At 68.7% G+C, this 18,844-nt stretch carries 22 protein-coding genes and 1 pseudogene; 8 read left to right on the forward strand and 15 right to left on the reverse strand.

Going from position 1 to position 18,844, the window contains the following annotated elements:
* Positions 1–222 precede the first annotated feature (222 nt).
* Positions 223–1,632 (forward strand): hypothetical protein, encoded by a 1,410-nt coding sequence (locus ALI144C_RS09660; RefSeq protein ID WP_076986699.1) that lies wholly within the window; start codon positions 223–225, stop codon positions 1,630–1,632.
* Positions 1,633–1,685: 53 nt separating this feature from the next.
* Here ALI144C_RS09660 and ALI144C_RS09665 read toward each other — a convergent pair whose 3' ends face one another.
* Both ALI144C_RS09665 and ALI144C_RS09670 read right to left on the reverse strand, forming a co-directional pair.
* Positions 1,686–3,428: a sensor histidine kinase gene (locus ALI144C_RS09665; protein WP_076986700.1), complete on the reverse strand. Its 1,743-nt coding sequence runs from the start codon at positions 3,426–3,428 to the stop codon at positions 1,686–1,688.
* Positions 3,421–4,119, reverse strand: coding sequence for a response regulator transcription factor (locus ALI144C_RS09670; RefSeq protein ID WP_076986701.1), 699 nt, complete (start codon positions 4,117–4,119; stop codon positions 3,421–3,423). Before ALI144C_RS09670 ends, ALI144C_RS09665 begins: the two co-directional genes overlap by 8 nt.
* Before the next feature lie 89 nt (positions 4,120–4,208).
* On the opposite strand from ALI144C_RS09670, the gene ALI144C_RS09675 reads away from it, so the two are divergent.
* Genes ALI144C_RS09675 through ALI144C_RS09690 form a run of 4 tightly spaced genes read left to right on the forward strand, consistent with a single transcriptional unit; the run spans position 4,209 to position 7,795 of the window.
* Positions 4,209–4,808, forward strand: a complete 600-nt coding sequence (locus ALI144C_RS09675) for a hypothetical protein (RefSeq protein WP_143230541.1) — start codon at positions 4,209–4,211, stop codon at positions 4,806–4,808.
* On the forward strand, positions 4,795–5,964 hold the full coding sequence (locus ALI144C_RS09680; RefSeq protein WP_202818903.1) for a peptidoglycan-binding protein: 1,170 nt from the start codon (positions 4,795–4,797) through the stop codon (positions 5,962–5,964). The genes ALI144C_RS09675 and ALI144C_RS09680 overlap by 14 nt, the downstream gene beginning before the upstream one ends.
* The gene (locus ALI144C_RS09685) at positions 5,961–6,641 is read left to right on the forward strand and encodes an ABC transporter ATP-binding protein (protein WP_202818904.1); all 681 of its coding nucleotides are present in this window, start codon (positions 5,961–5,963) and stop codon (positions 6,639–6,641) included. The genes ALI144C_RS09680 and ALI144C_RS09685 overlap by 4 nt, the downstream gene beginning before the upstream one ends.
* The gene (locus tag ALI144C_RS09690; RefSeq protein ID WP_076986703.1) at positions 6,638–7,795 is read left to right on the forward strand and encodes an ABC transporter permease; all 1,158 of its coding nucleotides are present in this window, start codon (positions 6,638–6,640) and stop codon (positions 7,793–7,795) included. Before ALI144C_RS09685 ends, ALI144C_RS09690 begins: the two co-directional genes overlap by 4 nt.
* Positions 7,796–7,844: 49 nt before the next feature.
* Here the strand turns inward: ALI144C_RS09690 and ALI144C_RS09695 are convergent, their stop codons facing one another.
* The 4 genes from ALI144C_RS09695 to ALI144C_RS09710 all read right to left on the reverse strand — a co-directional run bounded on the left by ALI144C_RS09695 (position 7,845) and on the right by ALI144C_RS09710 (position 11,585).
* Complete coding sequence (locus tag ALI144C_RS09695; RefSeq protein ID WP_076986844.1) at positions 7,845–8,468, reverse strand: SRPBCC family protein; 624 nt, start codon at positions 8,466–8,468, stop codon at positions 7,845–7,847.
* Positions 8,469–8,572: 104 nt separating this feature from the next.
* Positions 8,573–8,995: a nuclear transport factor 2 family protein gene (locus ALI144C_RS09700; protein ID WP_076986704.1), complete on the reverse strand. Its 423-nt coding sequence runs from the start codon at positions 8,993–8,995 to the stop codon at positions 8,573–8,575.
* Between the two features lie 11 nt (positions 8,996–9,006).
* Entirely contained in the window at positions 9,007–11,037 is a 2,031-nt protein-coding gene (locus tag ALI144C_RS09705; RefSeq protein WP_076986705.1) for an NADPH-dependent 2,4-dienoyl-CoA reductase, read from the reverse strand.
* Entirely contained in the window at positions 11,034–11,585 is a 552-nt protein-coding gene (locus ALI144C_RS09710) for a PadR family transcriptional regulator (protein WP_076986706.1), read from the reverse strand. Before ALI144C_RS09710 ends, ALI144C_RS09705 begins: the two co-directional genes overlap by 4 nt.
* Positions 11,586–11,979: 394 nt before the next feature.
* Between ALI144C_RS09710 and ALI144C_RS09715 the strand changes: the two genes are divergently transcribed.
* Together ALI144C_RS09715 and ALI144C_RS09720 are read left to right on the forward strand one after the other, a co-directional pair.
* Positions 11,980–12,462, forward strand: a complete 483-nt coding sequence (locus ALI144C_RS09715) for a recombinase family protein (RefSeq protein WP_083752881.1) — start codon at positions 11,980–11,982, stop codon at positions 12,460–12,462.
* Positions 12,463–12,554: 92 nt separating this feature from the next.
* Positions 12,555–13,766, forward strand: a complete 1,212-nt coding sequence (locus ALI144C_RS09720; protein ID WP_441297545.1) for a recombinase family protein — start codon at positions 12,555–12,557, stop codon at positions 13,764–13,766.
* Here the strand turns inward: ALI144C_RS09720 and ALI144C_RS58985 are convergent.
* From ALI144C_RS58985 to ALI144C_RS09740, 5 genes and pseudogenes are all read right to left on the reverse strand, one after another.
* A pseudogene (locus ALI144C_RS58985) lies at positions 13,661–13,978 on the reverse strand (phage tail tube protein); the annotation flags it as partial. The gene ALI144C_RS09720 and the pseudogene ALI144C_RS58985 overlap by 106 nt on opposite strands.
* A 23-nt stretch (positions 13,979–14,001) precedes the next feature.
* Complete coding sequence (locus ALI144C_RS09725; RefSeq protein WP_076986709.1) at positions 14,002–14,427, reverse strand: hypothetical protein; 426 nt, start codon at positions 14,425–14,427, stop codon at positions 14,002–14,004.
* On the reverse strand, positions 14,424–14,723 hold the full coding sequence (locus tag ALI144C_RS09730; protein ID WP_143230543.1) for a hypothetical protein: 300 nt from the start codon (positions 14,721–14,723) through the stop codon (positions 14,424–14,426). The genes ALI144C_RS09725 and ALI144C_RS09730 overlap by 4 nt, the downstream gene beginning before the upstream one ends.
* A 5-nt stretch (positions 14,724–14,728) precedes the next feature.
* The gene (locus ALI144C_RS09735) at positions 14,729–15,058 is read right to left on the reverse strand and encodes a phage head completion protein (protein WP_076986711.1); all 330 of its coding nucleotides are present in this window, start codon (positions 15,056–15,058) and stop codon (positions 14,729–14,731) included.
* Positions 15,058–15,441 (reverse strand): hypothetical protein, encoded by a 384-nt coding sequence (locus tag ALI144C_RS09740; RefSeq protein ID WP_143230544.1) that lies wholly within the window; start codon positions 15,439–15,441, stop codon positions 15,058–15,060. Before ALI144C_RS09740 ends, ALI144C_RS09735 begins: the two co-directional genes overlap by 1 nt.
* 239 nt (positions 15,442–15,680) lie before the next feature.
* Between ALI144C_RS09740 and ALI144C_RS09745 the strand changes: the two genes are divergently transcribed.
* Positions 15,681–15,863 carry a hypothetical protein gene (locus ALI144C_RS09745; RefSeq protein ID WP_076986713.1) on the forward strand — a complete coding sequence of 61 codons (183 nt, stop codon included), beginning with the start codon at positions 15,681–15,683 and terminating at the stop codon, positions 15,861–15,863.
* A gap of 3 nt (positions 15,864–15,866) precedes the next feature.
* Here the strand turns inward: ALI144C_RS09745 and ALI144C_RS09750 are convergent, their stop codons facing one another.
* The 4 genes from ALI144C_RS09750 to ALI144C_RS09765 all read right to left on the reverse strand — a co-directional run bounded on the left by ALI144C_RS09750 (position 15,867) and on the right by ALI144C_RS09765 (position 18,772).
* Entirely contained in the window at positions 15,867–16,046 is a 180-nt protein-coding gene (locus ALI144C_RS09750) for a hypothetical protein (protein WP_076986714.1), read from the reverse strand.
* A complete protein-coding gene (locus ALI144C_RS09755) occupies positions 16,046–17,038 on the reverse strand; it encodes an SU10 major capsid protein (RefSeq protein ID WP_237774073.1) in 993 nt (330 codons plus the stop codon). The genes ALI144C_RS09750 and ALI144C_RS09755 overlap by 1 nt, the downstream gene beginning before the upstream one ends.
* Positions 17,039–17,072: 34 nt before the next feature.
* A complete protein-coding gene (locus ALI144C_RS09760; RefSeq protein WP_143230545.1) occupies positions 17,073–17,738 on the reverse strand; it encodes a hypothetical protein in 666 nt (221 codons plus the stop codon).
* 62 nt (positions 17,739–17,800) lie between these two features.
* Positions 17,801–18,772 (reverse strand): hypothetical protein, encoded by a 972-nt coding sequence (locus tag ALI144C_RS09765; RefSeq protein WP_076986717.1) that lies wholly within the window; start codon positions 18,770–18,772, stop codon positions 17,801–17,803.
* Positions 18,773–18,844: the final 72 nt, after the last annotated feature.

Raw genomic sequence — 18,844 nt, forward strand, 5'->3', positions numbered from 1 at the left:
GTGCCAGTCGCAAACAGTAGCGCGTCACGAAGGACAAGCAGGGGTCCCGGTACCGCCAATCGGCCCTCATGTTGCATAACAGGGATACGAATCCTGTTGGCGGACCGCAAGAAAACCACATACCAGTCGGGCAGGGACACCGGTAGTGTTCTGCCGTTGCGGGGAGCCAGACAAACGGCGTGGGGCCGACACTGGCCGATCCCCCTGGGGAGGAAAACCAGCATGACCGTGTTCGCGCGCGCGATCAGCGTGCTCACCGCCTTGTTCCTGCTGTTGGGCGGACTTCTGGTGGCTCCGGCGAGCGCCGACGACACTCTTCGGGTGAGTGCGTCGGTGACCAGCGCGGGGCCTTTCGTCGCCGGTAACCGGGAAGACATCCCGATCAGGTTCAGCGTCACCAACACCGGTACCGAGGCGCGCAGGCTCTGGGGAGCGGCGCGCAGCGTCGAAGGGTCGCCGTTCGACATCCGCTACGGCACCTGGGGCGACATGGAACGGCCCGGCCCCGGCGCGGTGGTGGCTCCCGGCGAGACCAAGACCCTCGACCTGGTCGGGTACACGACCAGTTGGGCAGGTCAGCCACGGGTCACGATCGGCGTGATGACCTCTCCCCAGCACTGGGAGTTGGCCGCCGCGACCGAGTTCACCTTCCCACTCGTACCGGGAGACGTGACCGACAGGATCGCGGGCGTGGTGTTCACCGACGCCAACGAGAACCGCGTGCTCGACCCCGGCGAGGAGCTCCCCGGGATCTCCTTGAAGGTGGAGAAGGACTACAAGCCCTACCGGGAATCGGTCAGCGGCCCGGACGGCCGGTTCTCCTTCACCGACGTCCCCGTCGGGTTCTACGACCTGAACTACGGCAAGGCGCCCGCGGGCCTGCTGCTTCCGTACAACTCCAGGCTGCGGCTGGACGGCACGGGCACGGCGGCCGAGCTGAAGGTGCGGGCGCGGCGTCCGATGTCCGAGAGCCTGAAGGCGTCGGTGGCGCTGGACCGGGGTTCGTACGGGGCAGGCGACTCGGCGAGGCTGTTGGTCACCCTGACCAACACCGGCCGGTATCCGCTGACCGAGATCAAAGCAGGCTGCGATCGCTACGGCGCGGCACAGCACCTGGTGACCACACCGCCCGCGTGGGGTGAACTGGCCTACGGCGGGCCGGGTGCGGCCATCAAGCCGGGGCAGACCAGGGTGTTCCGCGTCTCGGGCACTGTCCCGCAGCGCGGGGACGACTACGGCATAGTGTCCGTGGCTTGCGATTTCGTCGACGACGAGGCGTACCTGGACGGCGCGGCACAAGCGCCGATGGTCTATGCCAAGGTGCGGAGCACGAAGACCGGTGACACCTCTGGCGAGATCTTCCACGACAAGGATGGCGACTACACCGTCGACGAAGGCGAGGCGGTGACCAACACCAAGGTCGGGCTGCGGGACGTGGTCACCGGGCGCATGGCGGCCTTCGCCACGAGCGGCCCCAACGGCAAGCTCGACTTCACCAAGGTGCCCGTCGGCCGGTACCAGGCGCAGGTCTTCGGTCCGTGGACCCGGATCGACGACTACTACGTCGACGTATGGCCTAACCAGGGCTCCATGCCACTCGGCGCGTTGCGCGTCGTACCGCGCCAGGGCTGACCGGAATCCACGCGCCCCACCGGCTGTGCGTCGCCGGTGGGGCGCGTGTCCACTCAGGATGATTGCGGCAGCCGGAGCGTGAACGTCGCGCCTTCGCCCGGTGGACTCGCCGCGGTCACTGTTCCGTTGTGTGCGTGCGCGAGTTGGCGCACGATGGCCAGGCCTAGGCCGCTACCGCCCGTTTGCCTGCTGCGGGACTTGTCCGCCCGCCAGAAACGGTCGAACACGTGCGGCAGGTCTGTCGCACTGATGCCGCTGCCTGTGTCGCTCACCTCGATCACGACGTCGTCCAGTGCGGTCCAGGTTCGGACAGTCACGCAGCCACCCGGCGGTGTGTGGCGGATCGCGTTGGACAGCAGGTTCGCCACGACTTGACGGATTCGCACCGGGTCGGCGACCAACTCGGGATCGCCGTGCACCCGAACGGCGACGCGCACGTCAGCCGCGGCCGCCTGGTCGCGATGGGTGCCCACGACGAGGCCGAGCAGATCGGCGACCCGGACCGGTTCGGGGTGCAGCCGCAGTTCCCCGGCGTCCACAGTGGCCAGCATCTGCAGATCGTCCACGATGTGCTGCAGGAGGACGGTTTCCTCAAGCAGGGACGCGGTCAGCTCCTCGTCCGTCGGCAGGTGCCCGTCCTGGGCGGCTTCCAACTGGCCTCGCATGGCGGTCAACGGGTTCCGCAGTTCGTGTGCGATGTCGCCGACCATGCGTTTGCGTTGTTCCTCGGTGATCTCCCGCCGTTCGGACAGGTCGTTGAACGCCGCCGCCAGGTACCCGATCTCGTCGTTCGAACGGACGGCCGCCCGCCGATTGTGTTGTGCCGCTTCTGTCAGCACGCGCAACGGCCGGGTAAGACGGGTCGCTGTCAGGACAGTGAGCAGCACTGTCAACGCCAGCACCACGACGGCGAGCGTGACGATCCGCGTGACGTTGTCGCCGGACAGCTCGAATCCGGGGGTCGCCGGTGCGCCGGATGGACTGCTGACGAACAAGAACACGGCGGGAGCCACGTACGGTCGCAGCAGATCGCGTCTGCTGGAGTTCACGCAGGCATCGGCGACTTGCGCGCTGCCGCCGACGCTCGTGGTGGTGTAGTCGAGACTCACCTTCACCGGCGGCATACCCTGTGAGCTCAGGCATTCGTTCACCTTCGTGGTGAGCCGCGCGATGGCCTGCTCCTCGGTCGGAGTCGCCCGGTCCACCGGGATCAAGTCGCACTTCCACGGTGGCACGGACTCCTTCGAGCCACCGGCGGGCTCGACCTGGATCCTGCGGTTCGGCAACTCGTGGACCGTCGCGGCGAATCCGTTGTCGTGCAGGCAGTACGAACGCTGGGTGGCGAGATCTTGTTGACCGACGTACTCCGTGTCGGTCAGCCGGAACGGGCCGACCGCCAGGGGGTGGATGCCGCTGGGTGCGGCCTCGGGAACCAGCGGCAGGTCCGTGTGCAGCGGGTCGACGACCGCGGCGGGCTCGGCAGGCAGCGGCGTCCGTGGCCCACCGGTGTCGGCGATCGTCCTGCGGTCCGGTGTGGTGAGCACGATGTGACGGCCGGTGGCCGACGCGAGGTGGCCCGCGAACGAGTCGACGTGCTGCCAGTCGGTGCTCATGGCCGCGAACCGGACCAGTTCGCGGTAGATGGTGGCGTCCCCGGCCAGTGCCTGGCCTTGGTCCTGCTGGATCGCGTTCGTCGTGGTGCGTACGGCCAGCCAGGTGGTGGCGGCGATGGCGCCGACGGCGATGAGCACGGACACGGTGATCAGCCGCACCACCAGGCTGCGGCGTTTACGCATCGCCGCTCACCAGCTTGTACCCGACGCCGAACACGGTGACGAGGTGCGCGGGCCGTTGCGGATCGGGTTCGATCTTCTTGCGGAGGTTGGAGATGTGCACGTCGATTGTGCGTTCGGTGACGTAGGAATCGTCGCCCCTCGCGTGACCCAGCAGTTGTGGACGGGTGAAAACGCGGCCCGGCCGTTTCGCCATCGCCGTGATGACGCGGAACTCACCCGGCGTGCAGTCGATCGCACGCCCGGCCATGGTGACCTCGTGCCTGGCCGGGTCCACGAGCAGCGGACCGACGCACAGCACCTGTTCGTCGTCGGCGACGACCGTTTCCTGGCGAACCCGGCGCAGCAGGGTACGGACGCGCGTGGTGAGCTCACGGGGACTGTACGGCTTCGTCATGTAGTCGTCCGCGCCGAGGTCGAGCCCGAGCAGCAGGTCGTCCTCACTGGTCCGGGCGGTGAGCATGAGCACGAGGACGTCGGACTCCCGCCGCAGGATCCGGCACACGTCCATACCGTCCACACCGGGCATCATCACGTCCAGCACGAGCAGGTCGGGCCGGTGTGCACGGACGTAGTCGATCGCCGCGCGGCCGTCGGATGCCAGCACGACGGTGTGGCCTTCGGCGAGGAGATAACGGCGAAGGACATCCGCCTGTTTCTCGTCGTCCTCGGCGACCAGGACATGAGCGCACATGGCGGCGAGAATAGCCGCGGTTCGCCGTGGGGAAACCTCTGAACACTTGTCTGACAAATTCTTAATACCCGCCCGGCAGGATGATCGCCATGAGACGACTCTTGGTGCCGTCGCTGGCGATCACCGCGCTGACAGTTCTGACGGTGCTGGCCGGGTGTTCCGGCGAGACCGGCGGCGCGCAGGTCAGCGGCCCCGCTCAGGACGTGGCGTCCATCAGTACGCCCGCCGCGCCACCGGCGACTGGCGGAGGTGGAGCGCAGGCCGGGCGACGCCCACAAGCCACCTTGGACACCACGGACGAGGAAACGGCGCGCTGGTGGCAGACGTTCTTGCAGTGCCTTGTCGACAACGGCGTCCCGATCAGCCAGAAACCCGCGTCGAACGGCAAACCGGGGACAGTGCTGGCGCCGGACAACAACAGCATGGACCGCACCAAGTACGCCGCGCAGTACGCGAAGTGCGCGCAGCTGGAACCGTTGCAGCCGCCCGAGTTGGATCCGCGGACGAATCCGAGGTACATGGACAGCTACCGGGCGATGATCAACTGCTTCAACCAGCGCGGCTTGAAGGTCACGCCCCTGCCCAACGGCGGCGGGTGGAACTACGACGGACCGCAGACCCTGTCGGCCGAGCAGCAGTCGAAGGTCCAGTTCGAGTGCCAGAAGGAAGCCTTCAGTGGCGACCTCTAGGACCAAGGGGTGGATCATCGGAGGCTGCGCCGCCGCGGTGGTGGCGGTGGGCGGGACGTTGTGGCTCACCGGTGGCGGTTCCCCACCGCCCCCGTCCACGCCCGCCGACCAGCAGCTGAAGACGGTCGCAGTCGCGCGGACCGATCTGTCCGCGGCGCAGACCCTGCCAGGCACGCTGGGGTACGGCACACCGCGCACCGTGAAGGGAATCGAAGGACGGGTGACCTGGTTGCCCGCGCCCGGGACCACCGTGTCCCGGGGCCAGCCGCTCTACCGGGTCGACGACCGCCCGGCAGCGTTGTTCTACGGCGGCACTCCGTTGTTCCGGCGGCTCGACACGCCGGATCTGGTGGGCCGGGACGTCCGCGTGGTGGCGGACAACCTGAAAGCCCTCGGCTACCCCATCGGAACGCAACCTCGTGTGGGCAGCACCATCACCCAGCACGCCCCGCAAGCAGGCTCCCCGCCACCGTCGGGCACGGCCCCGGCTCCACCACCCACCAGCCCGCCGCCGGTCAAGGTCGGGCCTGAGGACGCGGTGCTCACCCCCGCCCTCATCGAGGCGATCAAACGCTGGCAGGGCGCGACCGGCCGCCCCCGCACGGGCGCGCTCGAAATCAGCGACATCGTGGTGCAGAACGACGCCGTACGGGTCACGGCGGTCAAGGCGCAGCCCGGCGACCTGGCGACGAGCGAACTGATGGTGGTCAGCGCACAGGCCAAGGTGGTCACCGTCCAGATGGAACCGAGCACCACCACATCGGTCAAAAAGGACGACAAGGTCCGCCTGACGCTGCCGGGCGAATCCACCACCTCGGGGACTGTCAGCTCCATCGGAACCGTCGTCGAGAAGACGTCCGCGCAAACCACCGGCCACCCGCAGCAGAAACTGGCGGTGGCGATCGCGCTGGACGACCCGCAGGCCGTCGCCGCCATCGACTCGGCACCCGTCCGCGCCGAATTCACCGGCCAGACGCGCACCGGGGTGCTGGCCGTGCCCGTCGGCGCGCTGCTGGCCCTGCGCGAGGGCGGATACGCGTTGCAGCCGAAGGACGGCCCGCTGATCCCGGTCGAAATCGGGTTGTTCGCCAAGGGGATGGTGGAGGTCAGCGGCCCGAAAGTGGCCGAGGGGCTGCAGGTGGTGACGACGTCGTGACGCCGGTGCTGACCGTGTCCGACGTCAGCATGGTCTACCCGGGTGACGTGCGCGCCCTCGACCGGGTCTCGCTGACGATCCACGAACGGGAGCTGCTCGCGATCGTCGGGCCGTCCGGATCGGGCAAATCGACCCTGCTCACGATCATGGGCACGCTGACGCGGCCGAGCGACGGCGTCGTGCGCATCGCCGGGCAGGACGTGGCCGGGCTGCCCGACCGACGGCTCTCCCTGCTGCGCAGCCGATCCCTCGGCTTCGTCTTCCAGCAGTGCCACCTGCTCGACGGCCTGTCCGCCGCGGAGAACGTGACCACCGGACTGGCCTACGCGGGCACACCACGCCGACACCGGCGCCCCCGGGCGTTGGAGGCGTTGGCCCGGGTGGGACTGTCGCACCGGTCCGGACACATGCCACACCAGCTGTCCGGCGGGGAACGCCAACGCGTCGCGATCGCCAGGGCGCTGGTCAACGAGCCCGCCCTCGTCCTCGCCGACGAACCCACCGGCGCACTGGACAGCACCAACAGCGCCGCCGTGCTCGAGCTGTTGGTCAAGTTGAACTCGGAAGGATCCACCATCGCCGTGATCACCCACGAACGCGACATCGCCGCCGCGCTGCCCCGGCGGATCGAGATCCGCGACGGTCGTGTCGTCGCCGACACGCGGGCGGCCCGGTGACGCCGCGCGATCTGCTCTCCGTCGGCCTGCTGGGAATCCGGACACGCAAACTGCGTGCCGCGTTGTCGGCGTTGGGGATCTCCGTCGGGATAGCCACCCTCATGGTCGTGACCGGTATCCCCGCGTCCGCGCAGCAGGCACTGATGGACGAGCTGTCCGCGTTGGGTACCAACACCTTGCGCGCCGCGCGGGTGCCGCAGCTGCGACCGCCGGTGCCGCTGCCCCGGGAGTCCGTCGAGATGGTGCGGCGGATCGGGCCGGTCAGCGCGGCCAGTGCCACCGCGAACACGGAAACCACGGTGCGCCGGTCGGATCGCGCCGACCCCACCGAAGCGACCGGCCTGACCGTGCTCGCCAGCAGGGTCGACCTGCTCACGGCGATCAACGGCCACGTGTCCCGAGGGCGGTTCCTCGACGCCGCGACCGAACGGTTCCCCACCGCCGTGCTGGGGTCCGTCGCGGCCGTCCGGCTCGGTGTCACCGAGCCGGGACACCAGATCATGGTCGAGAACCGCTGGTTCACGGTGATCGGCACCCTCGACACCACACCGCTGTCGCCGGAGATCGACCGGGCCGTGCTGATCGGCTGGGCGGCGGCGACCGCAGAGCTGGGCTTCGACGGCCACCCGACCACGATCTACCTCAAAGCGACGGAATCGGCGATCGAAGCCGTCCAGGCGGTCCTCCCGGCGACGGTGAACCCCGAGCGGCCGGACGCGGTGCAGGTGACCAGGCCCAGCGACGCACTGGCCGCCAAACGCCTGACCGAAGCGGGCCTGTCCGCGCTGTTCCTCGCGTTGTCCGGGGTCGCGCTGCTGGTCGGCGGGATCGGGGTGGCGAACACCATGGTCGTGTCCGTCCTGGAACGACGCAAGGAGATCGGCTTGCGACGCGCGCTGGGCGCCAGCCGTGGCCAGATCCGCGGTCAGTTCCTGACCGAGTCGGTCGCGTTGGCCGGTCTCGGCGGCGTGACGGGTGTGCTGGTCGGCGTCATCGGCACGGTGGGATACGCCGCCCGCCAGGACTGGCCGGTTGTGCTGCCGGTGCAGGCTGTCGCGGCCGGACTGGGCGGCGCGGTGGTCATCGGCGTGCTGGCGGGCGTCTACCCGGCGATCCGTGCCGCCCGGCTGCCCCCGACCGAGGCCTTGGCATAACGGGCAGGCTCGCACTGACCTCGGACGGCTCGTCCTGACCACCGGGTGATCAGGAGCAGGGACGGGTCTCGGCTGCGGCCTTGAGGTCCTTCAGCCAGGCCTCCAGTCCCATGTCGGAGTTCGGGTCAGCCTGCTCGCCGCTGTGGCTCTCCTCGGTGCGCACGAGTACACCGCCGGGGACCTTGACGAAGTTCCAGACGTGGACGCCGTCGATGTGGTAGCCGGGTCCGTCGGCCGGTCCGGTCCAGCGGATGCATTTGCCGTGCTGCAACTGCCGCACGGTGGAGCTGATGACCACTGTGCCGGGCGGGGCGGGCGGGTTGGGTGGCAACTGGATCGTTGCCCTGAAGCGCGAGTGCTTGCGCAGCGGGCCTGGGTCCAGTCGCTTGATGGTCATGGGCGCTGCGGGTTTCTGCCACGACGGCCAGTCCTCCACGTCGGTCTGGAGGTTCCAGATCGTGTGCAACGGCGCGTGGATGACGATCTCGGACCGGTAGCGAGCCTTGGCGGTCCGGTCGACGCCCTGGCCCTGACAGGTCAGTGCGGCCTGACTGGTGGTGCCCTGAGCGGCCTGCGCGGGTGCGGCGGTGGCGCCGAGGACAGCCAACGGCACAGCGAGCAGGACACCACAGGCGCCGATCAAGCGGCGGGGAGAAGAGCCAGCGCTGGACATGATCATTTCCTCCGTTCACGGGGTACGGAGCCCACTCTTCGCGACGGCAGGCGTGATCGCGTCGGTGAGAACTACGTAGATCATCCGCTGGCCCGTTCGGACTCCTAGGTGGCCGCGACGACCCCGTCCGCCACGAGACCGGCGTGGATCGCCTCGCTGACGGTGACCAACGCCGACATCGGCCGGATCATCACGGTGAACGTGGCGATCCGGTCGTTCCCGTCGAGCTGGATCAGGTGGATGCCCTCGACCTTCTTGCCGTTGACGAGCGTGCGGAAGTGCAACATGTGCGTCTCCACTTCCGGCCCGCCGTCGCCCGCCTCGCCGCGGCCGGACAGGGCGCCGACGTAGCGGAACTCCTCGAAGGTGCGGCCCAGTACGCGGAACAGGGCGCTCACGGTCTCGATGCCCTTGAACGGCGTGAACTTCACCGGGCTGTGGAACACGATGTCGTCGGTGAACTCCCGCACCGCCGCGTCGAAGTCGCCAGCCTCGATCGCGGCGCGGAACCGGTCTGCTGCGTTCATGTCCTGTCCCTTCAGATGCTCGCGGCCAGGCGGGTGCCCTGGTCGATGGCTCGCTTGGCGTCCAGTTCGGCCGCCACGTCGGCGCCGCCGATGACGTGCGTGACGACGCCTGCTCCTGCCAGCTCGTCGACCAGGTCGCGCAAGGACTCCTGCCCGGCGCAGACCACCACCGTGTCGACCTTGAGCACGGTCGGCCGCTCCCGTTTCTCGCCGAACGTGATGTGCAGGCCCGCGTCGTCGATGCGTTCGTAGTTCACGCCGGTCACCTGCTCGACGTTCTTGGCTGCCAGTGCGGCCCTGTGCACCCAGCCGGTGGTCTTGCCCAATCCCTTGCCGATCCGGGACTTCTTGCGCTGCAACAGGTACACGTGACGCGGTGACGGCAGCGGCTTGCGGTCGGTGAGACCGCCGCGCGCGGTCTCCGGGTCGGTCACGCCCCATTCCGCCTGCCAGGTCCGGACGTCCAGCGCCGGGGACTCCGCGTGGGTGAGGAACTCGGCCACGTCGACACCGATACCTCCGGCCCCGATCACCGCGACCCTTTCACCGACCGGTTTCCCGTGCCGCACAACGTCTACATAGGACATGACTGTCGGGTGGCCGATGCCGGGGATCGCCGGGACCCGCGGCACGACACCGGTCGCCAGGATCACCTCGTCGTACCCCTTCCCGGTCAGCTCCGCGGCGGTGACGCGGTGGCCGAGGCGCACGGTCACGCCGGTGACCTCGAGCCTGCGCCGGTAGAACCGGATGGTCTCGGCGAACTCCTCCTTGCCGGGGATCCGGCCGGCGATGTCGAACTGGCCGCCGATGTCGTCCTCGGCTTCGAAGAGGTCGACGCGGTGCCCGCGCTCGGCCGCCGCGACAGCCGCGGAAAGCCCGGCCGGGCCCGCGCCGACGACCGCGACCCGCTTGACCTTCCTGGCGGGCAGCAGCACCAGCTCGGTCTCCTTCGCCGCCATCGGGTTGACCATGCAGGTGGCCTTCTTGGCCGCGAAGGTGTGGTCGAGGCAGGCCTGGTTGCAGGCGATGCAGGTGTTGATCTCGTCAGTCCTGCCGGTCTCCGCCTTGCGCACCCACTGCGGGTCGGCCAGGAACGGGCGGGCCATCGACACCATGTCCGCGTCGCCGCGGGCGAGCACTTCCTCGGCCACCTGCGGCATGTTGATCCGGTTGGAGGTGATCACCGGGATGCCGACGTGCGGGCGCAGTTTCGCGGTGACGCCGGTGAACGCGGCGCGCGGGACCGAGGTGACGATGGTCGGGACGCGTGCCTCGTGCCAGCCGATACCGGTGTTGATCAGCGTCGCGCCCGCGGCCTCGACCTCCTTGGCCAGCGCGACGATCTCGTCCCAGGTCTGCCCGCCCTCGACGAGGTCCACCATGGACAGGCGGTAGACGATGATGAAGTCCGGTCCGGCCGCCTGCCTGCTGCGCCGGACGATCTCGACGGCGATCCGGCGCCGGTTCTCCGGTGAGCCGCCCCACCGGTCGGTGCGTTTGTTGGTGCGCGGCGCGAGGAACTGGTTGATCAAGTAGCCTTCGGAGCCCATGATCTCGATGCCGTCGTAGCCCGCTTCCCTTGCCAGCGCCGCGGACCTGGCGAAGTCGGCGATCGTGCCGCGGACACCGCTGTCGGAGAGCGCACGCGGGCGGAACGGGTTGATCGGGGACTTGATCGCGGACGCGGACACCGACAACGGGTGGTAGGAGTAGCGGCCCGCGTGCAACACCTGAAGCGCGATCCTGCCGCCTTCGGCGTGCACCGCGTCGGTGATCACCCGGTGCCTGCGTGCCTCGGCGTGCGTGCTCAGCTTGGACGCGAAAGGCAGCAGCCAGCCGGTCCGGTTGGGCGCGAACCCGCCGGTGACCATGAGCCCGACCCCACCGCGGGCCCGTTCGGCGAAGTACGCGGCGAGCTTGTCGAAGTCACGGGCCCGGTCCTCCAGACCGGTGTGCATCGAGCCCATCAGGACCCGGTTGGGCAGCGTGGTGAATCCCAGGTCGAGCGGGCGGAGCAGGTTCGGGTACTCGGTGGTCACCGGTCTTCGCCTCCGTCACGCCGCATGGCCTCGAGCACCTCGTCGAACCAGTCGACCAGGCCCTGCTCGGCCCGGATCCCCGCGCGCAGCACCAGGTACTGGTGCAGGTGCCGGCCGGTCAGCACGGCCGGATCGGGGAAGTCGCGCTTCTCGATCACCCGGTACACGTCAAGGCGTTCGGCGTGGGCGTCCCGATGCCGGGCGATCTCGGCCAGCAGAGCGGGGATGTCACCGAACGACGCGCCGCGGATCTTCACGGCCAGGTCGTTGCGCAGCACAGTCGGGTCGCTGGGTTCGGCCAGCCACCGGCGCAGTTCGGCCCGCCCGGCCTCGCCGACCCCGTAGACCTTCTTGTCCGGCCTGCCGTCCTGGGCCACCTCGGTGCAGGTCACCCACTCGAGCTGCACCATCCGCTTGAGCGTCCGGTAGATCTGCTGGTGACTGGCGGCCCAGAAGAAGCCGATCGACTTGTCGAACCGCCTGGCCAGCTCATAACCCGACCCGGACCGCTCCTCCAGCGACACCAGGATCGCGTGCTCCAACGCCATGCGGCCGACAGTAATATGCAACGCGACGCAGTGCAACTAGTTGCATAAGACGGCCCGTAACGGATCGCGAGCAAGGGCAGAGCGACCAGGGTCGGCTCGCGCGCAAGCGCAGTGCAGGCGCCCTGCGCGCAAGCGCAGAGTGGTGCTTCGGGGGTGTCTCCTGCCCGTCGGCCTGGGCGAAGCCAACCACGGGCTGTCAGGCGGTCCGCCTCCCCAACTGGCGGGCCCGGCGATAGCGATACGGACCTCTTGACTGTCCGTGGTTCCCTGGGGAAGACCCAAGTTCATACTTATGGTGTTTAGACATGACAGGAATTCAGGGGCATCCTTGCAGGTCAGCGGTAGTATTGATCACGTCTGATGGTCGGTCTGCTGATCTGTGGGGGATGCAGAAATGAGTCTGGCGTTAGCGGCGGGCATTCGCCGGTTGAAGGGGTTGCCGAAGCTGCGGGGCGTGTTGTACGTGCGGGCGTCGGAGGACGGGGGCGCCAGCGGCACGTCGGTCGAGTCGCAGGAGTTCGAGGGTCGGGAGTTCTGCGAGGCGTTCGAGGTCGAGATCGTGGCGGTGTTGGTCGACAACGATTTCTCGGCGTCGTGGTATGCCAAGGAGGACCGGCCGAACTACGAGAAGCTGTTGGCGATGCTGGCCGCTGGCGAGATCAACTTCGTGTGGACGTTCAACAACGCTCGGATGCAGCGCTCGTTGGATGACTACACGGCACTGCGCAGGCTGCTGAGCGAGACGGGTGGGTACTGGGGGTACGGCAACCGGGTCTACGCCATGAGCGACCCGGCTGACCGGAAGGCCACTGCCCGGGACGCCACGGAGTCGGAGGCGTTCGTTGACGATCTGTCGCAGACGTCAAGCGCGGGTTGAAGAACAAGGCCCGGCATGGTGAGCCGTCGGGGTGGGTGGCGTATGGGTATCGGCTCCAGTACGACCCGGACAGCGGTAAATCACTCGGGTGGGTGATCGACCCGGAGCAGGCCAAGGTCGTCCGGATGATCGTTGATGACATCTTGGCGGGTAAGTCGCGGTCGGGTATCGCGAAGCGGTTGAACGCCCAGGGTGTGCCGCCGCCACGGCCGCGGTGGTTCTTGCAGAGGATCCGTGGCCTGGTCGAGGCGCACCAGAACCCAGATGAGTGGGCGCGGCTGCTGGCCAGGATGAGCAGCGAGGAGCACCGCGCGGTGGCCACGAAGATCGTGGAACGGGTGCGGGCGGGCGAGGCGCCGCGCAACATCCGCGCGCAGCTGAACAAGGACAACGTGCCGTATGTGCTGCCGATGCAGTGGAGCCTGACCACGATCACCAAGATCGCCCTGTCGAAACCAGCGGCGGGCCTGCGGGTGTATCAGGGCCAGGTGATGACCGAGGTCGTCACCGACCAGGACGGCCGCACGGTCACGGACGAGCATGGCGAGCCGGTGACGCGGCCGATCAAGGTTCAGTGGGAGCCGATCATCACCCGGGACGAGCACACCCGGCTGTCGTTGTTGCTGTCCAAGACTCGTACCGGGCCGCTGCGTGATGGTGAGCGGGTGAAGTACTGGTGGTCGGGTATCGCGGTGTGCGGGGTGTGTGACTCGCCGGTGACCCGCTCGACCGACGAGGGCACGGGCCGCTATCAGTGCCGGGCGCGGGGGTGTGTGTCGCGTCAGCAGGATCTGCTGGACGCGTGGCTGATGGAGCAGGCGGTGCAGCTGTTGGAGCGGCCAGACGCGGCCCGGTTGTTCCGGTTGCAGGAGCAGGCCGCGGACGCGTCCAAGGCGGAGCGTGAGCTGGTGGCGGCGCGTGCGGAGTTGGAGAAGTGGCGCACAGCGGCCGGTGCGGGTGAGGTGTCGTTGGAGAGTTTCAGCGCGATCGAGCCTGGTCTGTTGGATCGGGTGGGCAGGGCGCAGCGGCACTGGGACCGGGCGACGGCGGTCGCGCCGATTCTCCAGGACGTGATCGGACCCCAGGCGCGGCAGGTGCTGGCCGAGTTGACCATCACCCAGTTGCGGGCCGTGCTGCGGCACACCGCGCGTTCGTCACTGCGCGGGATGGTCGAGATCTCCGCCCGGTACTTCTTCGAGCCTTGTGTGGTTTCGACGAACTTCATGCCCCCGAAGTACGCGGACAGGACCGCAGCTTTGGTTTCCTGGAACACCGACGCCACCGTGAGCGACTGTCCGGTGTAGACGTAACGGGCCGGGGTGAGCTGCTGCCAGTGCTCCGTGCCTTCCTTCTCCACGGTGCGATTGATCGTCACACCGTCCGACGTGGACAAGCCCAGACCGGCCCACGGCGCGGCGAGCGCGGTGACCAGGTCGACGGGCTCCTGGGTGCCGGGCGGGCCGAGTGACACCTCGCCGACGCCCGCGACACGGACCAGCGCTGAGTTGAGCGCCATGAATACGAAACCTCCTGTGTGGATTAGGGGCGGGTGGGAGTGCGAGCGGTGATCGCCACGGCCGCGGTCGCCAGCGGCGCGTGGGTGTAGGGGTCGGTCCCGGCCAGCGGCCCCGTCACCGGCCGCCCGGTCAGCTGGTCGCCGGTCAGGACGGGATCGCACAACACCGCGAGCGCCAGCGCGGCAAGGGCCTTGCTGGCATGCAGGCTGCGGTGCCACACCGACAACCGGACCGTGGCCGTCTGCACAGCGGGCCAGGCCCAGGTGTGCGCGTCCTCGGCGACCAGCAGCCACGGCAGCGACGGCGGCCCACCATCCCGACCGCGCCCCACCTCCGTGGACACCTGCACGCCCGCCGCGACCGGGTCCGGCCGGACGGCGAGCAGGCGCCGCAGCTCCCACACCACCAGCTCGGCCAGGTCACGCGGCACCGGCATCGGGTGGGTCACGTGTCCTCGTCCAGGCCGTGCACGTCCAGCCCGACTGTGTCCGCGGCGCGCTTGAGCACGCCGTGGTGGGCTTCCATCCCGACCCCGGCCGGGTGGCGGATCGCGACGGTGAACCCGAGCCGCTCAAGGCTCGGGTCGGCGAACACCTCCACCGGCAGCGGTTCACCAGAGGTGACCTGGTGGCCCTGTGCGCGGGCGATGGCGGCGACCTGCTCGGCCGCTTCGCGCACGGCGTCGGCGAACTGCGGCGAGCGCAGCAGCTCGGCGACCCCGACCCGGTCGACCTCGAATTCCATGACGGTCACCCCTCCACGTGCGTCAGCGTGGCCTGATAGTGGATGCGTCCGAACCGGACCGCCCACGTCGCGGGGCTGCCCTCGATCAGCAGCACCAGGCCGCGCCATTCGACGCGTTCCCTCGCTGCGATCGGCGAGTAGGTGAACAACGACCACGACGCGGTGATCGGATCTCGGCCGGGTGCGGGATCGCCGCGTGACCGGGCGGGTTGGACGTTGGCCCAGATCTCGCGGCGGTCCGCGCCCGGCCCGTAGTGCAGGGTCGGGCTGGGGTTGCCGTACTCGTCGACCACCGCGACCGGGGTCACGATCGTCAGCCGGTGAGGCAGCTGCATCACGCCTCCCCAGGTCGGTGTGGGCTGGTGGTCCAGATCGAGAACGCCGCCCGAGGTGCCGGGGATGGCGGACGCAACAGGTCGAGCTCGTCCTCCGTGAGATAGAGCCCGCCGCCCTCATGCGCGGCGGTGCGGGTGTGCTCCCCGATCGTCTCGGACTTGTTGCCGTCCGCAGGAGACGCCATCGCACGAAGCACAGCCGTACAGATCACACCCACCGCCGTAGCCGGTGGCGGCTGAGACAAGTCCGGGACCTTGGCGTACACGATCGCCGACGCGTCCGCGATCAACACCGCTGCCCGGCTGAGTTGCTCCGCGTTCAGCACGACCTCGGTACGAGCCTGAACGTCTACGGCAGTCGCCAAACCAGCTGGTAGGGGCATCCGAACACCCCACATCTGTCGGCCGTTACAATTCTGGCGCGATTTAGAGACGCACGTCGGTTGGCGCTGAGGTGAGTCTCTGAACCCCACCACCTCAACCGGGGGAAGCAACCCGGTTGGCGCCCGGCGACGCCAAAAGCCCTCTACGAGGGCTGCTGCTTACGACAACTGAATAGCCAGACACAACATCCACATCAACCGACGAGGCCGGGACCGTCGGCGATGAATGGCGGTTGTGAATGGATTCGTTGGCAGTACTGGCTTCGGCACCGATCGTTGTGACCATCGGAGTCGTGGTGTGTTTTCTCGCGTTGCTTCGCTTCGCCGGGAACCGCAACAGCGAAGAGCTAGAAGCGCTCGCCAAAGTGGTCAAGGCATTCGCCGATGTCGTCCGTGCGTTCTTGTGGGGCAGAAAGCGATGACGACTACTCGATGCTGGAGTCCTTCGCCGGTCGACCGCCTGCTGCCCGTACTCCCATCTCTGCGGGGAGCGCCTTCAAGGCGTCGATGGTGGGTTTCGTCGTCACGTCGGCTTCGCCGTCTACGAAGGTCACGTCGAGGTCGTGGACCACCAGTTGCGGGTAGCGGCTGCTGGTGAACTTCATTAGGCGGCCCCGGTGGTTGTCAGGCCGGTGATCTTGCCGTGGGCGATCTCTGGGCCGTATTCCAGGGAGATCTCGCCGTAGATCTGGGCCTTGTCGGTGGAGCCGGTCTTGGCGAGCGGTTCGGAGAACAAGAACCCTTTGCCGGGGGTTTCGAGCAGGACGGGTGCGCACTGGTCGAGGCTGGCGACCTGGACGACGTCGGCGGGTATGTAGCGGTTGAGCATGACGTTCAGGCGGCCGAAGTCGGTTTCGATGGTGGTCACGCTGACGCCTGCGAGGTTGCGGGTCTCTTCCTTGTAGTTCTTCTTGGTGATGAACTCGTTGGTGAGCATGCGTTTCTGCCAGGCGTTGCACATCAGCGTGGCGGTCTCGCTGATCTGGATGCCGCCGTTCTCCCAGACTTTCTGCAACAGGTCGAGGACCATCTTCTCGGTCAACGGCGCGGGCTGGGCGTTGGTGATCACGTTGGTCTTGGTGGCCTCCATGATGCCCTTGGTCTTGCGTACCGTGGAGTTGTCGGTGGGTTCGGCCATCTTGCCGACCAGGAACCCCACCTCCACGTCCCGGCCGATCTGCACGAGGGCCTGGCGGGTCTGCCAATCCATCTCGTTGAACACCGCCTTCGTGCCGCCGATCGCGGCGGCGTTCGGGTTCGGGGAGCCGGTGGCGGCGTACATGTTCTGGGCTGCCTGGCGGGTGTAGGAGACGCCCACGGTTTCCTGGTGGATTTCCAGGACGTTGCGGTCCTGGCCGCGTACCCGGGTGTCCGGGTTAGGGGCGTCGGCGCCTTCGGGGCGCTGCCGGTTGGGGTCCGGTGGGCGCAGATCGTACACGCTCCAGGTGTGCACGATCCCGTTGGCGCGCTTGCCGCCCGTGAGTCCGCCGATGGCGGACAGGAACGGCGTGTCGGTCGGGGTGAGAGCGAACAACTCGCCCACGAAGTTGGGGCTGTTGTAGGTGTTGGCGATCGCGGCCACACCGGGCATAAGCATGACTCCAAACAGGACAGAAGGAACGGGGTGTGGGTTAGCGCGGCTGGGTGGTGGCTTGCTGGGCCAGGCGCTGGTTTTTCAGGCTGATCGCGGTGGCCCAGTCGCCGGTGCGTTCGGCCTCGGCGATCTGCGCGTCGACCCCGGCCGGGCCGAGCGTCCGTGCACCCTGCGAATGGTCCGGCGCAGGCCGCCGCGCACCGTCCCCGGCCGGACTGTCGGTGGGGCGGGCGAGGTGCGGCCGGGCGAGCAGTACCGCCGCCAGGTCCGCGGTGATCGCGGCCGTGTCGACCGTCCCGGCCTGGGTGAGGTACTTGTCGCGGTCGTCGAGGTAGCGCGGCGCGTCGGTCGGATCGGCCCACCGGGACGCGGCGGCGCGGATCTCCGCGTCGACCGCCAACCGCCGCAGCGCGGTGACCTGCTGCTCGGCCGCGTCCGCTCGCGCGGTGGCCTTCTCGGTATCGGTCAGCTGGGTGGCTTCGTACTGGTCATACTTGGCGGCCTTGTCGGCGTGCTCGCGGGCGGTCTGCTCGGCTGTGGTCAGCCGGGCGTGGGCCTGTTCGTAGAGCGCCTTGTAGTCCACCGGGGCCTGATCAGCGGGCGGCACCGCACCAGCTGGTGGTGCGGGTGGCTGGTCCGGCGCGGCCGGGGCCGGGGCTGGTGTGGGGTGCGCTGGGGCGGTTGGGTTCTGGTCGTCGGGCACGGTGAGACGAACTCCTTTCCACGAAACGAGGAGGGACAGAGGGACAGAGGGGAAAATCGGGGTTAGCGGAGGTAGTCGAAGCGGCGCAGCAGCTGCCGCAGCTCGGCGTCGTCGCTGGCGGTGTTGACCAGCTGGGCGGCGGTCGGCCGGGCGAGCTGAGTGGAGCGGTAACGGTCGCCGGGGCGACGCGACAGCTGGCCCATCTGGCGACCGGCGCCGCGCACGGTGGTGGCGTCGCGGGTGTACTCATGGCCGCCCGCGACATACAGCGCACCCGGGCGGCGGGCGTTGACCACGCGGCCGATGTCGGCCCCGGCCCGGATCGCCTCCGCATCACCGTGGCCGAACGCCTTGTCCTGCTGGGCGCGGGTCATCGCGGCGAACAACGCCTTCGGGTTGTTGTCCCGGTGGGATTCCCACTGGCCGCGAGTGACCGGGAGCATTCCGCAGTCACAGCGCGGATGCCGCTGGAAGCCGGTCGAGAACCGATACAGCCGACCGGCCAACAGGATGCACCGGCCACACGCCGGAAGGTGCACGATCCGCTCATACCCCGCCACCTCAGGGTGTGCGACCGACGCGGCCGTGATCGCCGTGCGGTGCGTGTCGCTCAGCTCGGTCGCGATGTAGGTCAGCAGCCACGACAACCCCAGCGCACGGGCTTCGCGGTCCGGGACGTCCAACGCGGTGGCGCGCTGGTAGCGGCCGAACGCGGCATCGAACAGCATCGCCAACGGTCGACCGTTCGAGGCGTACCCGGCGAACGCCGCCGCCAGGAGGACAGCTGGGACGGCGATGACCCCGGTGGCCACGAGCACTGCCGCGACGTACCACGCGGCCAGCGACGCGGTCTCTGTCTGGGCTTGCTCGACCGCGTCGACCGTGCGGGGCCGGACCTGTTCGGTCCACGACTCGACCGGGGCGGCCGGGTCGAGTTCGGCCCACGCGGTCTGGGCTTGGTCGACGACCTGGCGGACGAGCTGGTGGTGAGCGCGGTAGACCTCGTCCACGGGCGCCGTCGTGGGTGCGGTCACGGCCCCGCCCGCCCTGCTCGTGCGGGTTCACGGAACTCGACCGCCCGCGGCGGACGCCTAGCCCGCGGTGGA

The organism is Actinosynnema sp. ALI-1.44, from assembly GCF_001984155.1.
GTDB lineage: Bacteria > Actinomycetota > Actinomycetes > Mycobacteriales > Pseudonocardiaceae > Kibdelosporangium.

Bases quoted from the DNA above. Each gene is read 5' to 3' on its own strand.
- ALI144C_RS09740 (WP_143230544.1), bottom strand. From the start codon at position 15,441: ATGCCCCTACCAGCTGGTTTGGCGACTGCCGTAGACGTTCAGGCTCGT.
- ALI144C_RS09660 (WP_076986699.1), top strand. From the start codon at position 223: ATGACCGTGTTCGCGCGCGCGATCAGCGTGCTCACCGCCTTGTTCCTG.
- ALI144C_RS09700 (WP_076986704.1), bottom strand. From the start codon at position 8,995: ATGAACGCAGCAGACCGGTTCCGCGCCGCGATCGAGGCTGGCGACTTC.
- ALI144C_RS09695 (WP_076986844.1), bottom strand. From the start codon at position 8,468: ATGTCCAGCGCTGGCTCTTCTCCCCGCCGCTTGATCGGCGCCTGTGGT.
- ALI144C_RS09755 (WP_237774073.1), bottom strand. From the start codon at position 17,038: ATGCTTATGCCCGGTGTGGCCGCGATCGCCAACACCTACAACAGCCCC.
- ALI144C_RS09745 (WP_076986713.1), top strand. From the start codon at position 15,681: ATGGATTCGTTGGCAGTACTGGCTTCGGCACCGATCGTTGTGACCATC.
- ALI144C_RS09665 (WP_076986700.1), bottom strand. From the start codon at position 3,428: ATGCGTAAACGCCGCAGCCTGGTGGTGCGGCTGATCACCGTGTCCGTG.
- ALI144C_RS09735 (WP_076986711.1), bottom strand. From the start codon at position 15,058: ATGCAGCTGCCTCACCGGCTGACGATCGTGACCCCGGTCGCGGTGGTC.
- ALI144C_RS09670 (WP_076986701.1), bottom strand. From the start codon at position 4,119: ATGTGCGCTCATGTCCTGGTCGCCGAGGACGACGAGAAACAGGCGGAT.
- ALI144C_RS09715 (WP_083752881.1), top strand. From the start codon at position 11,980: ATGAGTCTGGCGTTAGCGGCGGGCATTCGCCGGTTGAAGGGGTTGCCG.
- ALI144C_RS09750 (WP_076986714.1), bottom strand. From the start codon at position 16,046: ATGAAGTTCACCAGCAGCCGCTACCCGCAACTGGTGGTCCACGACCTC.
- ALI144C_RS09675 (WP_143230541.1), top strand. From the start codon at position 4,209: ATGAGACGACTCTTGGTGCCGTCGCTGGCGATCACCGCGCTGACAGTT.
- ALI144C_RS09730 (WP_143230543.1), bottom strand. From the start codon at position 14,723: ATGGAATTCGAGGTCGACCGGGTCGGGGTCGCCGAGCTGCTGCGCTCG.
- ALI144C_RS09710 (WP_076986706.1), bottom strand. From the start codon at position 11,585: ATGGCGTTGGAGCACGCGATCCTGGTGTCGCTGGAGGAGCGGTCCGGG.